We start from the raw sequence: 19,335 nt of genomic DNA, 5'->3' as shown, positions 1-19,335 counted from the left end.
TTCATATCAATTGTATGCGGTCGGCAATATGCTGCGCGGCATGCGACCATGTCCAGCGGGACATCACTTCCTGCGCGGCGTTCAGCCCGCGCTCCCGCGCAGCTTCCCGGTTCTCGTATACATGCTTCATCAAAAACGCCAAATGCTCATAGTCCGGGTCGGCCCAGCGGAAATTGGCATAGTACGGGCATTTGGCAACCGCCGGCACGAGCTGCTTGACCCGGATCGGATATCCCGTCCGTTCGTTCAGGAAGTCGCGCTGCGCGCTCCAGTCGGTGGCAATGACGGGCAGGCCGCACGCCATCGCCTCCAGTATCGGCATACCCCATCCTTCCCCGCGGGTCGGTAATACAAAGCAATCCGCGGACCGGTACAAGCTTCCGAGCAAGTACGACGGGAGCTTCTGATTGTACAAAATCAGAATCTTCGATTCCGCATGCTTAAGATTCAGCTTGCGGATTTCGGCCAGCACGTTGATCGTCGGGTCGGCGTTCATGATTTTGCATACGAGCAGGACATTGTCGTTGGCGAATACGTTGGCGAAGGTGCGCAGCATATCCTCCGGATTTTTGCGTTCGCCCCACTCGAATACCGACAGGAACGTAAACCGGTCCGAGAAGCGGGCGGAGCGGATGCCGGGATGGAAATAGTTCGGGTCCACGCCGAGCGGCATAATGCGGATCGGCACTCTTACCCCGCTGTTGCGGAACGTCTCGGCATTGAACTGGGACGGCACCCATATCTCATCCATGCGATTGCATTGATGGACCCATTCCTCCGGAACTCCGTCCACCTCCAGCATCGTGTAGCCGATTTTGTATTTGCCCTCGTTTTTGAAAAAGACATCCCCTTGTCCATAGACGACCTCCGGCGCGTTCGGATCGGCATGGCGCATGCGAAAAATATTGATTCGGTAATCGTCGCTCATCGGCGGCTCTTCCGCGGCATGCGGAGTGCCCGGGCCATACACATAACGGTAATGCATTTTAACCCGTTTCTCGTCCAGCGCGATCATCAAATTTTTGGATGATGTCGCATAGCCGGTTGGCGCATTCACGATCGAATGCCAGTTCAGCCTTTTCTCATAGCTTCCTTCGAGCCGCGACTGCCATTTGTCCCGAAAGATCATGCGCGATTGCTCGAACAGGCCGGAGAAATCGACTTGATTCACCTTTGTCGTCGTATTTTGGGAGTGGGTCAGCGTAACGCGGCCGTCGCAGACGACCCGGTACCCCCGCTCCAGCGCCCGAAGGCAGTAGTCGGTATCCTCGAAATAAGCGAAATAATCCGTATCCAGACCGCCAAGCTCCTCCAGAACGCTCCGCTTCACGTAAGCGCAGGCGAAGACGACCCCCTGCACATCCCGCGCGGACGCATATTGGCGGATGTCCGTTTCCAGACCGCCGATCTGCTGGCCCCAGCAGGTCTCCGCAAATATATAGGTGCCTGCGTGCTGCACCAGTCCGTCGTCGCCGCGCAGCCGGCAGCCGACGACGCCGATATTCGGATCTGAATAGGCCGTCTCCTGCAGCCGTTCCACCCAGTCGGGCTCCTCAGCCACGATATCGTTGTTCAGCATCAGAATATCGCTGCCAGGATCGCAATGGGCGATGGCCAGGTTGTTGCCTGCCGTAAATCCGATGTTGGCGCCATGCTCAATCACCCGAATCCAGGGAATGCTCTGCAGGTAAGGAAGCGTGCCGTCGGTGCTGCCGTTATCGAACACCACGATCTCAATGCGGTCGTGACGGGCCGTCTTCTCCAGAGAAGCGAGGCACCGCTTCGTATGCTCCAATCCGTTCCACGTCAAGATGACAATCGAGACCTTGCGCTGCAGCGGCGGAGCGGGCAGCGCCGGGGGCTTCGTCCCGGGCTCTTCCCCCTGAGACAAGTGGAAGCTGCCGAGCTCAATCGGGCCTTTCAAGCGCGGGAACTCCGGCTGCGCGAGCAGGGCCTGGCACTCCGGGGACGTAAGGATGCCAAGCAGGACGGACATGCGGCTTCTTCCGTGGCGCAGCATATGTTGGTAATGCATGAGCGCCTGGTCTTCGGCGTCGCGGCATAGGAGCTCCACGTACACATCGCGGACGAATTCGGCGTCTCCCCTGGTCAGCATCAGGCTGGAGAAGGGATAGCACAGAGCCGCGCGCTCGTTGTAGCCCCCTCCTCCCTGCGCCAATTTCTTCTTCATCTCGCTGCTGCGAAGGAAGCTGACCAGGATCGACAGCTTGCTGTGGCCGGTTTGAAGCAGCCGGGTGAAGTGCCTGATGCCGCGCGGTTCCGGTTCCTTGTTCAACAGGTGCCTGTATAATTCTGCGATGAATTGCTCGCCTTCCAATCGGAACAACAAGTAGAGCCTTTGGATCAGTATCAATAAGAATCCCTCCAGCACTTGCGGATAATACTGGAATTAGTGTATTAGCACATTCCCCCGTTTGCCTGTGCGTATGACCTTGGCTCGCGCATCGCCTGAAGGAGCCAAGTCCGCCTTGGGGCCCGGAGAGCTAATTCTTCCTTCGGCCGAATAGAATGAATAGAAAGCAACATTTCCAGGGCAGGAGGGAACAGGTATGGAGCTTCGCTATTGGGTAGCTAACAGCAGCCATATGTCCGTCATTCGTCAGGACGGGGACGGCCTCGTCATTGATCTGCTGGAGCACAGCCGGTGCGGCCATACCGCGGAGCTGCGGCTGGCCGATGCTGCCGGCATGTATGATGTATGTCAGGACGCTCGGGACTACGTCCATATTGTATATCTCAACCGCCATCGGGAGCTGGTCCACGCCCGGGTTCATCCCGATCAGGAGGGGCTTCAGACCAGCAAGCTGCCCGGGGAATATGCCGGGCTTGCCGGCTTGAAGCTGACCTGCTGCTCGAACCGGCTCCACCTCTTGCTGCAGTATGCCTTACGCGCCGAGCACGCGGCGCTCACGGGGATCCACTGGAGCGAGCCTGCCGTGATGGCGGAAGCGGACCGCGTCATCGCCATGCAGTGGCTGACGAGCGAACAGGCTCTCTCGGCCTGCGGCCTGCTGATGAGACAGGGCAGGCTTCTTCTATGCCGCTGGAATTACGACTCCGCTTCCGGCTCGTGGAAGGCGGCGGGAGAAGGAATGAACCTGCCTCTGGCGGACGCCGGCGCCCCCTCGCGCCTCGTTCGTCTGCCTGCCGGCGCCGTTCCCGAACCGGAGCGTCCCAGATGTCTCCTCGTCCGGCTCCTGGCCGGGCAGCTCGCGTTCGCGATCTACGAATCGGAAGCGGACGGAAGCTGGCACGCGATCGCCGAAGAAGCGATCGCCATTCCTTCCTCTCCCGCTTCCGTCATCGCCTGCGGCGCCGATCAGGAACGGGTCCGCTTCAGTTGGGCGGCCGGGAATATGATCTCCCGCATTGATTACGATCTTGCCGCGAAGCTCTGGGGACGGCTGTATTCAAGCCCCTCCGCCCATCCGGTCTCGTGGTGCGCGGTCACCGAGGCAAGCTCCGGCGGGCCGGAACCGCAATCGATTACCGACGGCGCCTCGATTCGGGAGGCGATCCGCTTAAGCGGGACGGAGATCGAAGCCTATCGGGCCGATCGCGACTTCCGCTCCAGCATTCATTTCGCGAAGCGGGCCCTCGCCTCCGTCGAGCGGCTCTCTGGCCGCATCGCGCCCTTGGAGGGGGAGCGGAAGCAGTTGGAGCAGTCCCTGCAGATGGTGCAGTCCCGTGTCGCCGATCTGGAGCGGCGCCTCTCCATCCTGGATGAGGAGCTGCGGATTCGCCGCTTAATCAGGCAAGTTGGACGCGCCCGGCACGGCATTCGGCGGCTGCCTGCGGAAGGGCAGCATGGGCAGAGGGGGAAGGAGCCCGCCGAAGCCTCCTTCCGTTCGACCCTGTATGCCGCCCATTCGCGTACGGTCCCTCCGGCGCTTCACCGCCGCAGCATCGCCGCCGGGCCGTCCATACAGCCGGCGGCCGGCACGCCGCCTTTGAACTGAGCGCTCGCCGTTCTATCCTCTTCATGAATTTACGCATAAAGTGAGGTGCGTCGCATGACCGAACCGCAAGCTGCCGTCCCGGCGGCGGAATGCCTGTTCCAATCCGTCATCGACTTCGACATGGAGGCGGAACGCGTCTCCGCCTTCGTCACGATGCTCTTCCGCAACGCCGGATCGGAGCCGATCGAACAGCCTCGCATCATTCTCTCCGTCACCCCCTCCCGTTCCTGCGACATCAGCGGCAAAATCCTGTCTCCCCAGCTCATTCCCGCCTTCAGCGTCTACGGGAAGGACGGCCGGAAATCGGGCTGGTCATTCACCGAGGATGAATGGTTCGCCAACGGCAAGGCCACCGGGGAGTACGTCATTCAATCGATCGAACCGCTGACGATGCCCCCGGGCGTCTGGCTGGAAATGCCGGACTTCCATGTCTCGTGCGCCATTGAGAGGCTGCGGGACGGCCCGCTTGCCATCAACGGACTCCTGGAAGCCGGGGAATCGCGTTTCCCGGTGCTTAACCCGATTTCTATCCACTGCAGCTTCTGAGTGATCCGAATTTTTGTGCGAACGACTAGAGAACTCGCCTCCGCGCTTGCATAGAGTAATGAAGCAGCTCTAGTCCCGGGTCGATCTGCCGCCTCGGGCTAGCCGATAAGGAGGGCATCATGAGACAAATCATCAAAAATTTGGTAGGCATCTGCGCACAGATTTTGCCGTGCGAAGAGCCAATTTATGAATTCGGTTCCTATCAGGTGGAAGGGCAGGTTGGATTTGCGGATTTGCGTCCGTTTTTCCCGGGCAAAACGTATGTCGGCTGCGATATGCGGCCGGGCACCGGCGTCGATCTTATCCTCGATCTCCATCAAATCGCGCTCCCTGACGAGACGGCCGGGACGGTGCTCTCGCTCGATACGCTGGAGCATGTCGAGGATCCGCGTCTTGCGCTGACCGAGATTCATCGCATCCTGAAGCCGAACGGCATCGTCATCATCAGCTCGGTGATGAATTTCGGGATACATGATTACCCTGCCGATTATTGGCGCTTCACCCCGGAAGGCTTCGCCAGCATTTTGAAGCCGTTCGATACCGTCATTACGGATTACGCCGGGGAAGCTTTGTTCCCGCATACGGTCGTCGGCATCGGCATCAAGGGAAGCGCGGTGCCGGAGCCGGTCGTGGCGCAGCTCCGCCATGCCTTGGCCATGTGGAGAGAGAACAGCTACCACCAGCATTAACCTTCGCCATGCGCAGCGGATCCCCATGACTTGATTCACGTCGATTCAAGCCGATCCAGACCGGAAGGAGGGAGGAAATTCAGAAATGAGCGTCTATATGAACCAAAACCCGGCCTATTCCGCCTACGCTATCGGGGATTGGAGCTACGGCGAGCCCGATGTGTTCTCCTGGGGGGAAGGAGCCACCCTGACCATCGGCAAGTTCTGCTCCTTCGCCGCCCGGATCACGATTTTGCTGGGAGGGGAGCATAACGTCGACTGGATCACGACCTACCCGTTTAATCCGATTTTTCCGGCGGCCTCCTCTTTTACAGGGCATCCGAAGACCAAGGGCAACGTTGTCATCGGCCATGACGTCTGGATTGGAATGGACTCCTATGTGCTGTCGGGCGTAACGATCGGCCACGGAGCCGTCATTGCGGCCCGCAGCACCGTCTCCAAGGATATCCCGCCATATGCGATTGCAGGCGGCAACCCGGCGCGCGTCATCCGGTACCGCTTCCCGCCGCATATCATCGAGGGCCTGCTGCGCATCGCCTGGTGGGATTGGCCGATGGAGCGGATTCAAGCCGCTTGGCCGCTGCTGCTCTCGAATCGAGCAGAAGAGTTTGTCCAGCTATATTCAGCCCGATAACGATGGAGGGAGACCGACATTGATCCATTTTTGGAACGCGATTATATGCCCGGTTCTGGAGCTTGCCCGGCCCGCGACCATCGTCGAGGTCGGCTGTGCCCAAGGGTGGAATACGTTGAATCTTCTCAGCTATGTCCAGTCGGTTCCGCAAGGCCGGCTCATCGCCGTCGATCCTTCGCCTCTGTTCGATTTCGCCGCTCTGCAGCAGCAGTTCGGGAGCGCCTTCGTCATGATTCCCGATTTCAGTCTGAACGTGCTGCCTCAGATGGGCCCTTGCGACGCGGCGCTGCTGGACGGGGATCATAACTGGTACACCGTCTACCATGAACTGAAGGCATTGGAAGGACACGGGCGATACCCGATCGTGTTTTTGCATGATTTGGAGTGGCCTTACGGCAGAAGAGATATGTATTATTTTCCGGAGTCGATTCCCGAAGCTTACCGGAAGCCGAGCGCCCGCAAAGGCATGCTGCCGGGAGTGAATGGACTGGTCGAAGGCGGCCATAATTCATCCGTGCATAATGCGGAGTACGAGCACGGGGAGAGAAATGGCGTCTTGACCGCCGTAGAGGACTTCCTTCGGGATACGACTCTTCGCCTCCGGCTGCACCGGGCCCGAAGCCAGCACGGCCTCGGAATTATCGTACCCGACGAATCGGGGGCGGACCATCACCTGAATGAAGCCATTCATCATATCGTTGCCGCCTCGGGCCTGTAGCCCCTGGACGAAGCGCTGCCATGATCCGCAGAACCATCTGCGGATCATTGGCATGCGCACAAGGCGTTATTGCCGGATGATCATGTCGACGAACATCGTGCCGTTAGGACTGCCTGGCGCGATGCCGATGCCCGCCTCATTGAACGACGGACTCATCATATCGGCGCGGAGTCCTGCCAAGTTCAGCCAGGCGGGACGAGCCTGGCCCGCGGAAAGGTTCTAGCCGACGCTCCCTGTTGTCTGCGATATCCTTTGCAACCGCTGCATTTTCTGTCTCTCGAGCTTGCCGCGCCCTGCAAGATTGTGTGAATGAATCTAGTAGATTCATCCAAGCCAAGCTATTCCCTCCTTCATAAATTAGTAACGTAGGAGGACATCCCACCGTCCTTCGAACACAAGATGAAGGAGGTTTTTCACTTATGCCACTCATTCCTATTCAACGGCTCACGAGCAGCACGGCGAATGTCGTCTCTGCTCCGGATCGGGTAACAGCAGTGAACAGTCTCTTGGCTGGAGCGGCCCCCAATGTCGTCAACGTCGGCAATGCGCCAACCATCTGGCCTCAACTCGCCAAGTTCGATAATGACAATACCGCGTTCGCAGCCGCGCCAAATCTGCAATTCGTGTGGACGCAGCCAGCCTTTATTCCAGGCGAGACGCATGGCTTCGCAGCCGTCTCGCTTACGATCCCGTTACAGATCGGCGTAGTCAACGATTTCTTGATTGCGTTGACCGTCTTTGCCGACAACGCGGTTACGGCGCGCATTCAAGCCTTCTCCTCTCTCGGCATCAACTTGTTCCCGGTACCGGGGCTGGATGTCGATTTGATTGCGGGCTCTCTCGATCCGACAACCGGGTTGACGACAGATGTCGCCAACCCGTATAACTGGCAAAATGTCCGCTTCTATTCGATTCCGGCTTCTCTTGGACTGATCAATATCAATATCGGCGTTCGCTTCGTATTCTCGTTCCAGGTAACGAACTACTTTACGACCGGCGCTGTCAATACGGCCGGTCTCGCCTTTGCCGCCGATATCTATCAAAATGCGCTTCTCTAATGGAATCCCCCCCTTATTTCGATTCCATGTTGTGCTGCATAACTTCCGCCATGCTCGCGCTTGCGGGCATGGCAACCTGTTTTGAAGGAGGAGACCGTCATGCCTTTGATTCCGATTCAACGGGTCGTCAGCCACGAGCGCAGCGTCATCTCGGCAGCCGACAGCGCCGCAGCGGCGGCACAGCTGTTGTCCGGAGGCGCTCCCAACGTCGTCCATACGGCCAAGCTGGCTTGGCAAGAAAGCGTTCTCGCATCCCTCATCGATAAATACAGCGAATTCCTGCCGGGTCCGATGCCCGAGCTGATCGCCCCGCCTGCCGGTCCCAAGCGGAATGAAAACAAAGGCTTTGCCGCACAGACCTATCCGATCCGGCTGGAAGTTCCGGATCCTATTCTTATCCGCTTCTGCATATACGATCCGACCCGCACCCATTTCCAGATCGATCTCTGCAATATCGAAAAACTCAATCTGCTGGATGCTCCCGTTCCCACCATCATCGGGGGGCAGCCTTCCACGTCCCTGTTCTGTTCCCGGACAGCCGACCGGCGCAGCGGCAAGGCAACGCAGCTTATACGCTGCTACAACATTCCGATCCAGTTCGATCCGGCTTTCATCGGCCTTGATGTCCAATTTCTCTTCTCCTTCGAGCAAGCCGGCTCCTCTCCCTCCAGCGGGCCTCATATGAGCGGGTTCGCCTTTGCGGCCGAGGTCTATCAATCCGTGCAGGGCAAATAGCCGTGCCGAATTCATGCACGGCGCACCATAACCTCTTATAGGCTGACAAGCAATATCTGCTCTTCCTGTATCGACCCTTCTGCAATGCGGAAGCTGCGGACGCGAGGACGTACCCGCCTCAACGAGATGATGAGATAAGAGCACGGGAACACCGCATGCTCGACATCGAAGGGAGACGGGTAAGGAGAGCCGCTCGGATGGGAATGATACAGGCCCAGCAGCTGCTCGCCAAGGCTCTCCATGTCGCGCAGCGCCCTCGTCAGCTCCTCGCCGTCCATCGTGAATGCGACCGGGCTCTGCTCCGCATTGCGGATACGCCAGCATCGGGCGGCGATGCGATCGCGGCCGGACAACAGCCCGCATGCTTCCAGGGGCTTTTCCTTGATGCAGTGGCCTACCATGTCGCGGTAGGCTTGGGCCGTCATGTGAATCGCATCCATATTACGGCTTTCGGCTCCTTTCCCTGTCTATGGCGAGCATATGAAATGACTCCGGCTTCGTCCGCTTGTCTGCGGACTGCTGAGATTGGTTCAGTTGGCTTACATAGCTGAAAAAAGACGGCTGGGGCTGCTGTCTTCGTTCCGGATCGCGGTGCACCCGGCTGCCGGAATGCGATTGCAGCCATAAGAACATGGAGTAATTGGGTGTGCGCGGCTTGGCTTCCTGCTCCGCAGCCGGGTCCTGCTCCCCGTTCGCGGCGGCCTCCTCCGGAGAACCCGCCGCCCCCTCTTGCTCCGATTGAATAACGGAATGAACCTGTGCTTCCGGAAGCGAAGCTGCGGATTCCGCCGCTTCCCGCACTCGATCCGCCGCGTCCGCCGGGTTCCCGTCCCCTGCGGGCAGGGCTGCCCCTTCCGCCTCTTCCTCTGCAGCCTGCCCGCCGTCCGGCACTGCCGCTTCCGGCTTCAACCCTTCGGCAGATTCCCGCTGTAACGTCTCGGGCTCCGTCCCTTCCGCCTGCTGCGCTTCCGCCAGATTCCCTGCCCGAACGACTGCCGCTAACGCCTCCCGCTCCTCTGTCTGTTCCTTCCGGAGCGGCTCCAGCTCGTTCCCCTGCGCCTTCTCCGCTTCCGCCAGCTCCACCCGGATCGGCTTCAGCTTGGTTGTCTCCACCTTCAGCGCTTCTTGCCGCGGCTGCCCGGCAGACTCCTTCTCCTGTTCCGCCCCTCTCTCTTCTGCGGGCTCCTCCCCGCTCCCTTCCGGCTGCGTTGGCTCCTCCAGCCCTTCCGCTGCCGGTTCGTGGATCCGATCCGCCCCTTTCAGTCCCGTCTCTCCGCCCAGCGCCGGAGCTTCCCCATTAAGCTCGGGACTCCGGGAGCCCGCTGCCGCCTCGGACGCCGCGGGCCGAGGCAATGAGTACCCCGCCTCGATCTGGCGCTCTTCCAATAGCCGCAGCTGCTTCATCAGTTCCATAAGCGGCTTCTTGCCGAAAAAAATCGTTGCCGCGCCGACAACGCCATCGGTTAACTGCAGCCGCTCCTCTGCCGTCATGCTGTCGAAGCCGCCGTAAGCAAGCCCGACCAGATTCAGCGTCTGTCCCGGCTGGGGCAAAATATAACTTAGTCCGCTCTTCCAATGAAAGCTCACACCCTGAATCGGCATATCGCTATATCTGGCGATGTTCTGGACTAACAGGTTGGCGAGCTGCCGGCTTGCCTTCATCTGATGCAGGAAATAATAGACGACGACTTCCTTCTTCTCCTCATCGGCCGGCTGCAGCGTCAGCCACATGCTCTGCTTCCCGCTGTCCCATTCCTCGGAGCAGCGTTCGCGATCTTGTTCCGTCTCGATAATCCACACTTGGAATCCGGCATGCTTCAACGCATCGCGCATCATCTGAAGCAGCGGGGACGCACCGCTCCCTCCCTTGCTCTCCAGCACGATCTGATATTTATGGAGCGGATTGACCACGTTCAAGATTTGCTTGTTTTTATCCAGATGAAAAGTAAATGAATGCTTCCCCAGCAGTTGATACACATCGGGCAAAAACTCGTCGGCAATCGTGCACAGCGGCTTCGCATTGATTTGTATTTCCATATCGTCCTCCTCGCTTTCCGGGCACACTGGTCCTTCTATCATATGACAGTCAGCGAGATCGGTTCCGCTCCTGCCCATTTTTGCAGCTCATTAATTTCCGCCAGCACGGCCCGCTCCTTCTCCTGCAGCCGTTCGTAACAAGCGTTCAGCTCCTCCAGACGAAGCCGCCGGTTCGCCACATCCGTCTCCAAGCGGCGTACCGTATGCGCGGTAGCGTCAGCCCGGGCCATGATCCAATCGAACATCTCACTCAAATGCGAGGGCATCCAGGACAAGGACTCCCCGTCCGTCAGCAGCAGTTCCCGCTGCAGCAGCGGACATAAATCGAAGAAGGCAAGGGAACGCAGATGGGGATAGCCCGTTCCCAATAGCGGCCGCGGCGCGGCATGGCCCGGCCCCCGCTCCATTCCTTGCACGAAGCGCAGCTTCGCCTCCGGGGCGAAACGGATGTCGGCGAACCCGGACCAATCCTCCCCCATGTTCGGAGAGCGGGCGCAACTGATTCGATTGCCTTCCATAATATAGAGCAGGGAGACCTGCTTTCCCATCCACAGAAAATAAGGCTGCGGCACGCTACCCTCAAAGTGGATCTTCAACGGCGAGCAGGAGCGGACGTCGGTCCGATCATTGGCGTAGTAGCACTTGGCCGCCGCACCGCTTCCAATGGACCAGGCCGCATGAGGCCGCCCGCCGCGATCGAGCGACAGGCTGATTCGCCACCGTTGCTGCGGCTGGCGGGAGGCGAAGAGCCTCCGCCATACCGCCTCTTCCGTCCCCGGCTCCAGCTCGAGAAGGTCCAGCGTATGCATTCCGCCATCGTCCTGCAGCCGATGAAAGAGACCGAACAGCCTGCCCTCCCCGCTGACGGCATAGGCCGCGTCCCCTACTTGCATGGCCGTGGAATCGGAATCCGGGAAAGGAAACTCCACCTCCTTCCATGCTCCCTCCGCCGGATTCCGGATAACGCACCGGTTCTGTCCCTCTCCGCTGACGACGCTGCACAGGCGGAGGGCGGAACGATGCCGGAACAAATACGGAAAGGAGCTGGCGGACCGGCCATCGATGCGGACTTCCCGCCGCATTCCGGTAAGCGGATGATACTTGGCGTGGTACAGCCCGCCTTCCGTCTCCAGCAGCATATCGTACTGATCGTCCGACAGCAGCAAGCTGAAGCGGCGAACCGGATAAGGAGCGGGAAGAAGGGTCCGGAGCGGCTTCCCTTCCAGCGGGTACAAGATATGCTCCAACGCCCCGCCGCCGGTTACGCCCATCCAATGCGAACCGCTTCGATCATGGATGTAATGCGCTTTTTCCATCCGCATCCCTCCAAAAAAAACACTGGGGTTTCGTCACCTTTTTATAGGTGCCTCCATAGACTGTAATTGAATTTGAAATCTAAAAAGGAGGCCTGGAACATACATGGAGAGCAAGTTGGTTCAAGGGCAGCAGCAGCCCCCCGAATATTTGCCATTACCCTCTCTGGAATGTATAGAGGTTCCCAAAATATTCGACTGGGTACTGAAAACGACCCAAATAGTTGATGAATCCACGGTTGATTCAGATTGCTTGCCTCTGCCACTTTCGTTTCGTATTGAGGCCAGAGTTCTTGAAGTGAATTGCGAAGAAAAAGTCGGATCCACCCGCGAAAATGTGGTGGTTACGATAGGCGGCAGACCGGTTACTTTGCAGCGGGTAGTGCTGCGGAAGTTCGGTACGTATGAAGTAACAATCATTAATACAGGGGTAACGCCGAACGTCATTCATTGCCGGTTCACGAAGAGCTTCCTCCGCTTCGAGAAAGTTCTGCTGTGCGCTCCTCCGGGAACCGAAATCGATTGCCATATCGTGCCGGAAGCGAGATGTGCTGGATATCGTCAATAACACATTCGTGAACGTGGATATCGTCATTTGCCAGAGCATTCAAGTGAAGGCGATTGTCAAAATGATGGTAGAAGCCGAGTTGTGCCAGCCGCGTGCCGAAATCCCGCTTCCGGAAGGTCCTTGCGTCGTGACTTTCCCTCAACAATGCCCTGACGTCTTCCCAGGTGCACCCTATCCGTTCCCTTAATAATCGAATGCCGTTCGCTTGGGGTGGTGGGCTCAACCACCCCCTTTTTTACTCATCATGTTCCGGCTTCCATACCGTCATGCAAGGAGGGCCCATGAAGCTATATTACATCGCATCCGGCTATCGGAGACCGATTGATATATTGGATAATGCGCTTATCAAGGCCTTGACGCAGCGTTTTCAGGAGGTCTGTTTTTTTCTGTCCAACCGGACGCCGTATTCGCAATTGCTTCCCGACATCCGCCGCGCCGCCCCGGATTATGTGCTGACGATGGTCGGCCCGAAATCGTTCCTTCCGGCCGAGATCATCCGTTCGGTGCGGGCGATGGGAATCCGTACGGGAGCATGGTTCGTGGATGATCCGTATGCCATCGACAACGCCCTGCCCATTGCCCGGGAATATGACGATGTATTCACGATCGATTCGGGCTGTGTTCCTTATTATGCGCGCAGCGGCTGCGCTCGGGTCCATCACCTGCCGCTCGGGACCGATACGGATATTTTCCGCCCGTACGCGGTGCATCCGACGTACCATCATGATGTATGCTTTTTGGGTACAGGGTATGAGAACCGGCTTGTATTTATGAAGGAAATGCTCCGCTATGTCGAACGGAACGTGCGGGTGCAGTTGATCGGCCATTTCTGGGATTCGGTGGATTGGTCTTCCGGCTGCGTGCCGAGCATACGGGGCAAATGGGTGAACTTCTCGGAGACGCCCCGCTATTTCAATGGCGCCGGCATCGTGCTCAACATTCACCGGAGCGAGGACGACCCGCTCCTCGACAAGAACCGGAGCGGCGCGCCCGGACACAGCATCAATAACCGGACCTTCGACATTGCGGCCTGCCGGGCCTTTCAACTGACCGATTACCGGCCCGACCTGCCCTTGTTCTACCAGCCGGGAGAGGAGATCGTCTGCTTCGATTCGCCGAAGGAATGCGCCGAGCTCATCCACCGCTATCTGCATGACCGCCCCGCGCGGGACGAGATTGCCGACCGGGCCTACCGGCGGACCTTGGCCGGGCATACCTTCGCCGCTCGCCTGGATACGATGCTATCGCTGATCCGCTCGGCCTGATTCCGCTCTGGCGCCACATCGAACGATAGGCAAAAGGGCGAGCCGAAGACTCACCCTTTGACATAAGATTCAACGATGCCCGCCGCTCCGGCAATGGCCAGCAGCAGCACAAGCGGAAATATAAGGTCCGGAATGAGCAGATAAGCGGCAACCAGAAAGGCCGCCGACCAAATGCCGACGCACCAGTAGCACGTCAGCAGCTTGCGCATGAAGGTATGGAAGCGGCCGCCCTTCTCATCGACGACGGCATACATCATGCCGGATTCATCCGTCTCGAACCGCTCCTCGACGAACGGACGGCGGACGAAGGACAGAATTTCATCGAACACAATCAGACGGGTCAAACGGTAACTCGCCAAGATGAGCAATATCAGTGTTATCCATGATATGTCCCACACGAACAGACTACCCCCTCGGATGGATCGCTGCGCGGATCAGTTCCATTGTATGGCGCTTCCGCCCGGGCTAGAACCAGGTATTCCGCCGCACTGCCCCGTCATCCGATGGCCGGAACAAGGAGGAGAAGCCCCGATGTCAGGACTCCCGATCATTCAATCCGATGAGCAGCTAACCCACATGCTCCAGCTATCCGCCGAGAAGCCGCTGCTCATATATAAGCACAGCTCCCATTGCGGCTCGAGCAAGGTGGCGCATGTCGGGATCAATCATTTCGTGAACCGCTATCCGGAGGTTGCCTCCCGCTTCGCGATCGGCGTCATCCGTGTCGTGGAGGAGAAGCATTTATCCGATCGCGTGGCGCGGGAGCTCGGCATTCCGCATGTGTCTCCGCAGATTCTGCTCGTCCGCCAAGGGCGGGTCGCCTGGCATGCCGGGCATCAACAGATCAATTCGCAGCAGCTATGCCGGGCCGCGATGCTGTACGGCCAGCCTTAACGGGCCGAGCCGGCTTCCGCGCCGGTGACGCGAATCTCATTCGCGTGCTCGGCGACGACTTCGCCGATGCATGCCGCCGCGACGCCCCGCTCCCGCATGGCGGCCACGAGCGGTTCCGCATCCTCTGCCGCGACAGACAGCAGCAGCCCGCCGGAGGTGACGGCATCGCACAGAATCCACTGCGCGATCTCGTCCAGCCGTTCATCGAACCGGACGCTGTCCTGCACATGGCGGAAGTTGTTCTTCGTTCCGCCGGGAACCGCTCCGCTCTCCGCGAGCTCGCGGACGCGCGGCAGGACAGGCACCCGCTCCGCATAGATATGAAGCCCGGCGCCGCTTCCCTTGGCCATCTCCAGGCTGTGGCCCATCAAGCCGAAGCCGGTCACATCCGTGCAGGCATGAACGCGGAAATCGGCCATGACCTCGGCGGCGGTCTTGTTCAGCGTCGTCATCGTGCGGGTGACAAGCTCGATCTCCTCCGGCCGGAGCAGATCCCGCTTCAGCGACGTCGTCATAATGCCGACGCCGATCGGCTTCGTCAGGATCAGCTTGTCGCCCGGACGAGCCCCGGCATTGGTCAAGACCCGGTCCGGGTGGATAAGGCCGGTGACCGCCATGCCGAACTTCGGCTCCGGATCGTCGATCGAGTGGCCGCCCACCAGCGTCGCTCCCGCCTCCGCAACCTTGTCACCAGCCCCCCGCAAAATATCGGCGAGCACCGATTTGTCCAGCTTCGAAATCGGGAACGCGACAATATTGAGCGCCGTCAACGGCTTGCCGCCCATCGCATAGATGTCGCTAAGCGCATTGGCCGCAGCCACCTGGCCGAAGGAATACGGATCATCGACAATCGGCGTGAAAAAAACGACGGTCTGCACGAGCGCCAGATCGTCGTTCAGCCGGAAGACGCCGGCGTCATCGCTGGTATCCAATCCGACCAGAAGATCCGGGTGCTTCTCCGCCTTCGGAAGCTGGCGCAGCAATTGGGACAGATCGGCCGGACCTATTTTGCAGCCGCAGCCTCCTTTGCTTGATAAGGCCGTCAAACGGACTTGAGATTGTTGTTCCATCTCGCTTCATCTCCTCAATATGGCGTGCATGATATGTCATTATTTTACCACAAGAAATCGAACCGCAAGATAGTGGGCGTGACACAGGGACGCAGACAGCCGGGGCACAAGGCCCGCATGCAGACGGCCAGCGCACAAGGCCCGCACGCATCATTCATTTGGCATCTTTTATTTTTTCTTTGACAAAAAAACAATTCATTGATATACCATATATTAATGAAAATATGCACATTTTTGTATATAAGCGCTTCCCTTTAAAATGTAAAAATACCTTCGCTTCATTCGTGTATAGCGGATTTTCGATAAGGAGTAACTCTTTCTTATCAAATGTTCACTGATTAAATGGGAAATCCTGCAAAATTACAGGAATTACAAGTCATAAGGGATTGGATTGCGGGGAAACGGGTAAAAAGATGCCTTTTTGCAGGAATAGTGGAGAAAAGATTCATTTCAAGGGGATAATGCCACTAGCGTTGCATCAATCTTTTTACGAAAATTTCTACCCCATAAGTCTCTATATTTGTAACTTATTGAACTATATTCGTGGACAAAAATAAAGAAATCTCCTATTGTTGAGTTACCCAAAGCGTTATCCATAAAAACGCCTCAACAAAGGAGATTTCTATGGATAACGTACCGAATCAAAACGTCATTTGTCAATGCCTAAAATGGTTACATGTTCATTCTACTCGACACGAGTCATTGGATTACCGGACCCAAAAGTTGTTTGTCGGCGCTTCGACACTCTTATTTGTAGAGGCACAGCTTCAGCAACGAGACTCATACAAAGTCATGTCAGAGCATGTAGCCGCTAATCCTGAATTTCAAGAACTGCTTGGACTCAAGAGCATAAGCGCTTCCCAACTATCGCGGAAGCTGAAACGGCTGCCTATGGAGTATCTTCAGACGCTCTTTTTCTCGCTCATTGATCGAATCAAGCAACTTACAAAAGGGAAACGCGGCATTACGCCTGGTATTGGGAAACTCAAGCTAATCGATTCATCGGGAATTACACTACCTCCCATTCTCGCGAAATGGTCCTATTGTTCCAAAAGTAGCCATGGCGTGAAGATGCACACCTCCTTGGTCGTTGCGGACTCCAAAACGATGTATCCAGACAAGATCGTCGCTTCAACCAAAGATGTAGCCGATCATGAAGTCGTGTTGGAATTTACAGTGGATAAAGATGCGACCTACGTGATGGACCGAGGATACCAGGTGTACGACCATTTTCAGAAATGGGTAGAGGATAAGATTAAATTTGTTTGCCGCGTCAAGCAAAAGAGCCGGTTAACGATCATCAGAAAAAGAGACCTCCCCAAAAGGCAGAATGGGTTTATCCTTGATGCTGATGTGACGATGCCTGAGCTGCCAGCGGTTCTGCGTTTGATTGAGTTTAACGATGACCAAGGGCGTACCTATCGAATTGTAACGAATCGATTTGACTTATCCGCACATCAAATTGCCGAGATTTATCGAAATCGCTGGCATATTGAGTTGTTTTTTAAATGGGTCAAGCAGCATATTCGATTGGTAAAACCCCACGGTTATACGGCCGAAGCGATTTGGAACCAAATGTATATTGCTTTAATCGCGTATGCTCTCTGTTTGCTGATTAAATTAACACTGGACTGTAAAAAGTCGACATGGGACCTCCTCCAGTTGATTCGCATCTATGCGGAAAAACCATGGGAAAATTTGATCGCTGCACTCAACCGCAAGCCGACTCGAACATCTAGAGGTCGACCAAAGCGAAATGGGAGACGTCCGAAAAAGGCAACAAAGTCGATGAAACCGAGACTGATTGTGACGTAATGACAAACGAAAACGATTTTTACATATAATGGATAACGCGTAGGGTCTGTTTCCAGCTCGACTTTTTTAGACTTAGCGCGGACATCGCAAATGTAAATATATATCATATATTGATGTTAATTGAAATTAGATTATGAACTAACCGCTCGATGCAACGCTAGTGGGATAATGCTGTATTATTGCAGGATTCCTCTCCCATGCTCCATCCAGCGGACGCAAAGACCCGAGGCGAGATCGCGCTGGGTATGACATCTCTAACACCTCGGTTGAAGTCAATCTGGAACAGTTCTCTCCCCCAATACGCTTCCGTCCACAAATCAACAAACCCTGCGAAACCGTTTGGGATAGAATGAATCGCACCTCCTTCTCCGTTGCGGTCCATACAAAAAAGCTGTCCCTCCGATCATGTCTGATCTTCTAGGACAGCCTTGCTTACAATGTAAGTTATGATAGGTTAGCCGCTTATCGGTTCAAAAATGGCAACCTGCCGCTTCCCGACTTTGAAAGCTTCCAATCTTCTAAATTTGTCATGCCGCAGCTTCTGGCGTTTGTCCGCAATAACGGCCATGACGGAACGCTCCGGCTCGAGCCGCGCATACATATTGTCAAAAAAACGGGACAACGGATTGCCGCACTCGCTCTGCCAATGAACGATCTCCCCATAAGGGAGATCGGTAAGAACAATATCGATTACGCCTGCTTGCACGGGCAAATCCGCGGCGGCAGTTGCCGTAACATCATGATGAAACGAGCAGGTTTCTTCTATGTTGGATCGCGTTAAAAGCGGAGCTAGCTTCTCGACGCTCTCCAGCGCTTCGCGATGAGAGGGCTTATTGTATTGCCCCAGCAGATACGCCAGCTCCTTCTTACGCCGGCTCATCCCGTCCGCGGACAGCAGCGACAGGTTCTTCTCCGCGATGCCAAGCACCTCCGGGTTCACATCGGAGGCGACGACCCGCTTCATTCGGTGGCCGTGCAGCAGCCCGACGACCGTAAGCATATACGCGCCGCCGCAGCACGGATCATAGACGGCATACGGCTCATCATTCCCTTTTCCCTCCAGATGCCGGAAGCATCTCTGCATAATCTCGCTGGCGAGCCTTACCGGAAAAGCGGTCGTCCCCCGGGCATTATACAGCACCCTTCCGCTCGCAAAATCTTCATAACCGTTTTGCTTCGTTTCAAAAATATATTCCATTGCGTATTACCTTTCATCTTGTATTGAAAAACATTTTGTACTCCAATATACACCATTGAGGCGAATTGAGCTATCCTGCCACTTTGATGAGCGAGGGTAAACACATCGATTTTGTACTCCCCTAGTGGAAAAAAATCATAATTGTCCATACAAAGGTGGACATGAAGGGGTTATTCTTCTAACGAGGCAAATTTCCATATATAGTTGTCCTATTGCTAAATAAGTCTATATATAGTGTCGATTCGAATAAGCGCAAACTATCTCCTTCACAGAAATGTGTCTACTATTTGGAAGACATTCTCTCTCGATATTCCACTATAGAAGGACAAATTTATAAGATAAGCAAAATCATGCATGCCCCTCTTAACGAGCCCCGCAAGAACAGGAGGCGCTATCCGTTAACAAATTGTCTTTGCTCATCTTCACTTGTTCAATCATATGCCCAATATTGCCTTCACCCGCAAATAAGGTCATGTCAAAAAATTTTGATGTAAATCAGACCAGTATAATTCATTCTCATCCCCTGAAATCACAATATCACGCTTTAATTTGCCCACATAAACTTCAACATAGCAATCATGAACATAGTAGGTAAAATCCATAAGATGATGCAACGCAATATTTTCTCTAGAAATGTTTGTTTCTTCCAGCAGTTCTCTGTAGGCAGCTTGCAATCGTAATGATCCACTTTCTTTTCATAACTATCACTCCTCGCTATCCCGAATAGCAACCGGCTCTTCAGCCATTTTACTATAATATTTCCCATAAAAGGAGGATTACTAATAAACCGGAATGCAGAGAAAAGCGGTGGGTTG

At 56.1% G+C, this 19,335-nt stretch carries 19 protein-coding genes; 11 read left to right on the top strand and 8 right to left on the bottom strand.

From position 1 onward, the window contains the following. Position 1: 1 nt before the first annotated feature. Positions 2–2,374, bottom strand: a complete 2,373-nt coding sequence (locus OCY70_RS15855) for a glycosyltransferase (protein ID WP_213429928.1) — start codon at positions 2,372–2,374, stop codon at positions 2–4. Positions 2,375–2,570: 196 nt separating this feature from the next. Between OCY70_RS15855 and OCY70_RS15850 the strand changes: the two genes are divergently transcribed. From OCY70_RS15850 to OCY70_RS15820, 7 genes are all read left to right on the top strand, one after another. After that, the gene (locus tag OCY70_RS15850) at positions 2,571–3,980 is read left to right on the top strand and encodes a transcriptional regulator (protein WP_261948770.1); all 1,410 of its coding nucleotides are present in this window, start codon (positions 2,571–2,573) and stop codon (positions 3,978–3,980) included. 54 nt (positions 3,981–4,034) lie between these two features. Then, on the top strand, positions 4,035–4,526 hold the full coding sequence (locus tag OCY70_RS15845; RefSeq protein ID WP_213429926.1) for a D-Tyr-tRNAtyr deacylase: 492 nt from the start codon (positions 4,035–4,037) through the stop codon (positions 4,524–4,526). Between the two features lie 119 nt (positions 4,527–4,645). After that, positions 4,646–5,215, top strand: a complete 570-nt coding sequence (locus OCY70_RS15840) for a class I SAM-dependent methyltransferase (RefSeq protein WP_213429925.1) — start codon at positions 4,646–4,648, stop codon at positions 5,213–5,215. A gap of 85 nt (positions 5,216–5,300) precedes the next feature. Beyond that, positions 5,301–5,849 carry a CatB-related O-acetyltransferase gene (locus tag OCY70_RS15835; RefSeq protein WP_213429924.1) on the top strand — a complete coding sequence of 183 codons (549 nt, stop codon included), beginning with the start codon at positions 5,301–5,303 and terminating at the stop codon, positions 5,847–5,849. 19 nt (positions 5,850–5,868) lie between these two features. After that, entirely contained in the window at positions 5,869–6,567 is a 699-nt protein-coding gene (locus OCY70_RS15830; RefSeq protein ID WP_213429923.1) for a class I SAM-dependent methyltransferase, read from the top strand. 419 nt (positions 6,568–6,986) lie between these two features. Next, a complete protein-coding gene (locus OCY70_RS15825) occupies positions 6,987–7,625 on the top strand; it encodes a hypothetical protein (RefSeq protein ID WP_213429922.1) in 639 nt (212 codons plus the stop codon). A 99-nt stretch (positions 7,626–7,724) separates the two neighbouring features. Further along, positions 7,725–8,360: a histones H3 and H4 gene (locus OCY70_RS15820; RefSeq protein ID WP_213429921.1), complete on the top strand. Its 636-nt coding sequence runs from the start codon at positions 7,725–7,727 to the stop codon at positions 8,358–8,360. A gap of 35 nt (positions 8,361–8,395) precedes the next feature. On the opposite strand, the gene OCY70_RS15815 is transcribed toward OCY70_RS15820, so the two are convergent. From OCY70_RS15815 to OCY70_RS15805, 3 genes are read right to left on the bottom strand one after another with little or no spacing between them, the layout of a single operon-like run. Then, entirely contained in the window at positions 8,396–8,800 is a 405-nt protein-coding gene (locus OCY70_RS15815; protein ID WP_213429920.1) for a M67 family metallopeptidase, read from the bottom strand. A 1-nt stretch (position 8,801) separates the two neighbouring features. After that, entirely contained in the window at positions 8,802–10,397 is a 1,596-nt protein-coding gene (locus tag OCY70_RS15810; protein ID WP_213429919.1) for a cytosine deaminase, read from the bottom strand. A 38-nt stretch (positions 10,398–10,435) separates the two neighbouring features. Beyond that, positions 10,436–11,713: a carboxylesterase gene (locus OCY70_RS15805; RefSeq protein ID WP_213429918.1), complete on the bottom strand. Its 1,278-nt coding sequence runs from the start codon at positions 11,711–11,713 to the stop codon at positions 10,436–10,438. Between the two features lie 103 nt (positions 11,714–11,816). Here OCY70_RS15805 and OCY70_RS15800 point away from each other — a divergent pair, with 103 nt between their 5' ends. After that, the gene (locus OCY70_RS15800) at positions 11,817–12,278 is read left to right on the top strand and encodes a BMQ_0737 family morphogenetic spore coat protein (protein ID WP_249725445.1); all 462 of its coding nucleotides are present in this window, start codon (positions 11,817–11,819) and stop codon (positions 12,276–12,278) included. A gap of 281 nt (positions 12,279–12,559) precedes the next feature. Further along, complete coding sequence (locus tag OCY70_RS15795) at positions 12,560–13,543, top strand: CgeB family protein (RefSeq protein WP_213429917.1); 984 nt, start codon at positions 12,560–12,562, stop codon at positions 13,541–13,543. A 50-nt stretch (positions 13,544–13,593) separates the two neighbouring features. Here OCY70_RS15795 and OCY70_RS15790 read toward each other — a convergent pair whose 3' ends face one another. Next, positions 13,594–13,941 (bottom strand): DUF1360 domain-containing protein, encoded by a 348-nt coding sequence (locus tag OCY70_RS15790; protein WP_213429916.1) that lies wholly within the window; start codon positions 13,939–13,941, stop codon positions 13,594–13,596. Between the two features lie 133 nt (positions 13,942–14,074). Here OCY70_RS15790 and ytxJ point away from each other — a divergent pair, with 133 nt between their 5' ends. Continuing rightward, positions 14,075–14,437 (top strand): bacillithiol system redox-active protein YtxJ, encoded by a 363-nt coding sequence (gene ytxJ / locus OCY70_RS15785; protein WP_213429915.1) that lies wholly within the window; start codon positions 14,075–14,077, stop codon positions 14,435–14,437. Here the strand turns inward: ytxJ and selD are convergent. Continuing rightward, on the bottom strand, positions 14,434–15,507 hold the full coding sequence (gene selD / locus OCY70_RS15780) for a selenide, water dikinase SelD (protein WP_261944956.1): 1,074 nt from the start codon (positions 15,505–15,507) through the stop codon (positions 14,434–14,436). The genes ytxJ and selD overlap by 4 nt on opposite strands. A 624-nt stretch (positions 15,508–16,131) precedes the next feature. On the opposite strand from selD, the gene OCY70_RS15775 reads away from it, so the two are divergent. Continuing rightward, a complete protein-coding gene (locus tag OCY70_RS15775) occupies positions 16,132–17,322 on the top strand; it encodes an IS4 family transposase (RefSeq protein WP_261944955.1) in 1,191 nt (396 codons plus the stop codon). A 454-nt stretch (positions 17,323–17,776) separates the two neighbouring features. On the opposite strand, the gene OCY70_RS15770 is transcribed toward OCY70_RS15775, so the two are convergent. Then, entirely contained in the window at positions 17,777–18,520 is a 744-nt protein-coding gene (locus OCY70_RS15770) for a hypothetical protein (protein ID WP_261944954.1), read from the bottom strand. Positions 18,521–18,990: 470 nt separating this feature from the next. Next, on the bottom strand, positions 18,991–19,194 hold the full coding sequence (locus tag OCY70_RS15765; protein WP_249724597.1) for an NUDIX hydrolase: 204 nt from the start codon (positions 19,192–19,194) through the stop codon (positions 18,991–18,993). Positions 19,195–19,335: the final 141 nt, after the last annotated feature.

This window comes from Paenibacillus melissococcoides (assembly GCA_944800085.1).
Lineage (GTDB): Bacteria > Bacillota > Bacilli > Paenibacillales > Paenibacillaceae > Paenibacillus_B > Paenibacillus_B melissococcoides.
The sequence above is the reverse complement of the archived record's forward strand: the minus strand, read 5'-3'. Positions and strand labels throughout refer to the sequence as shown.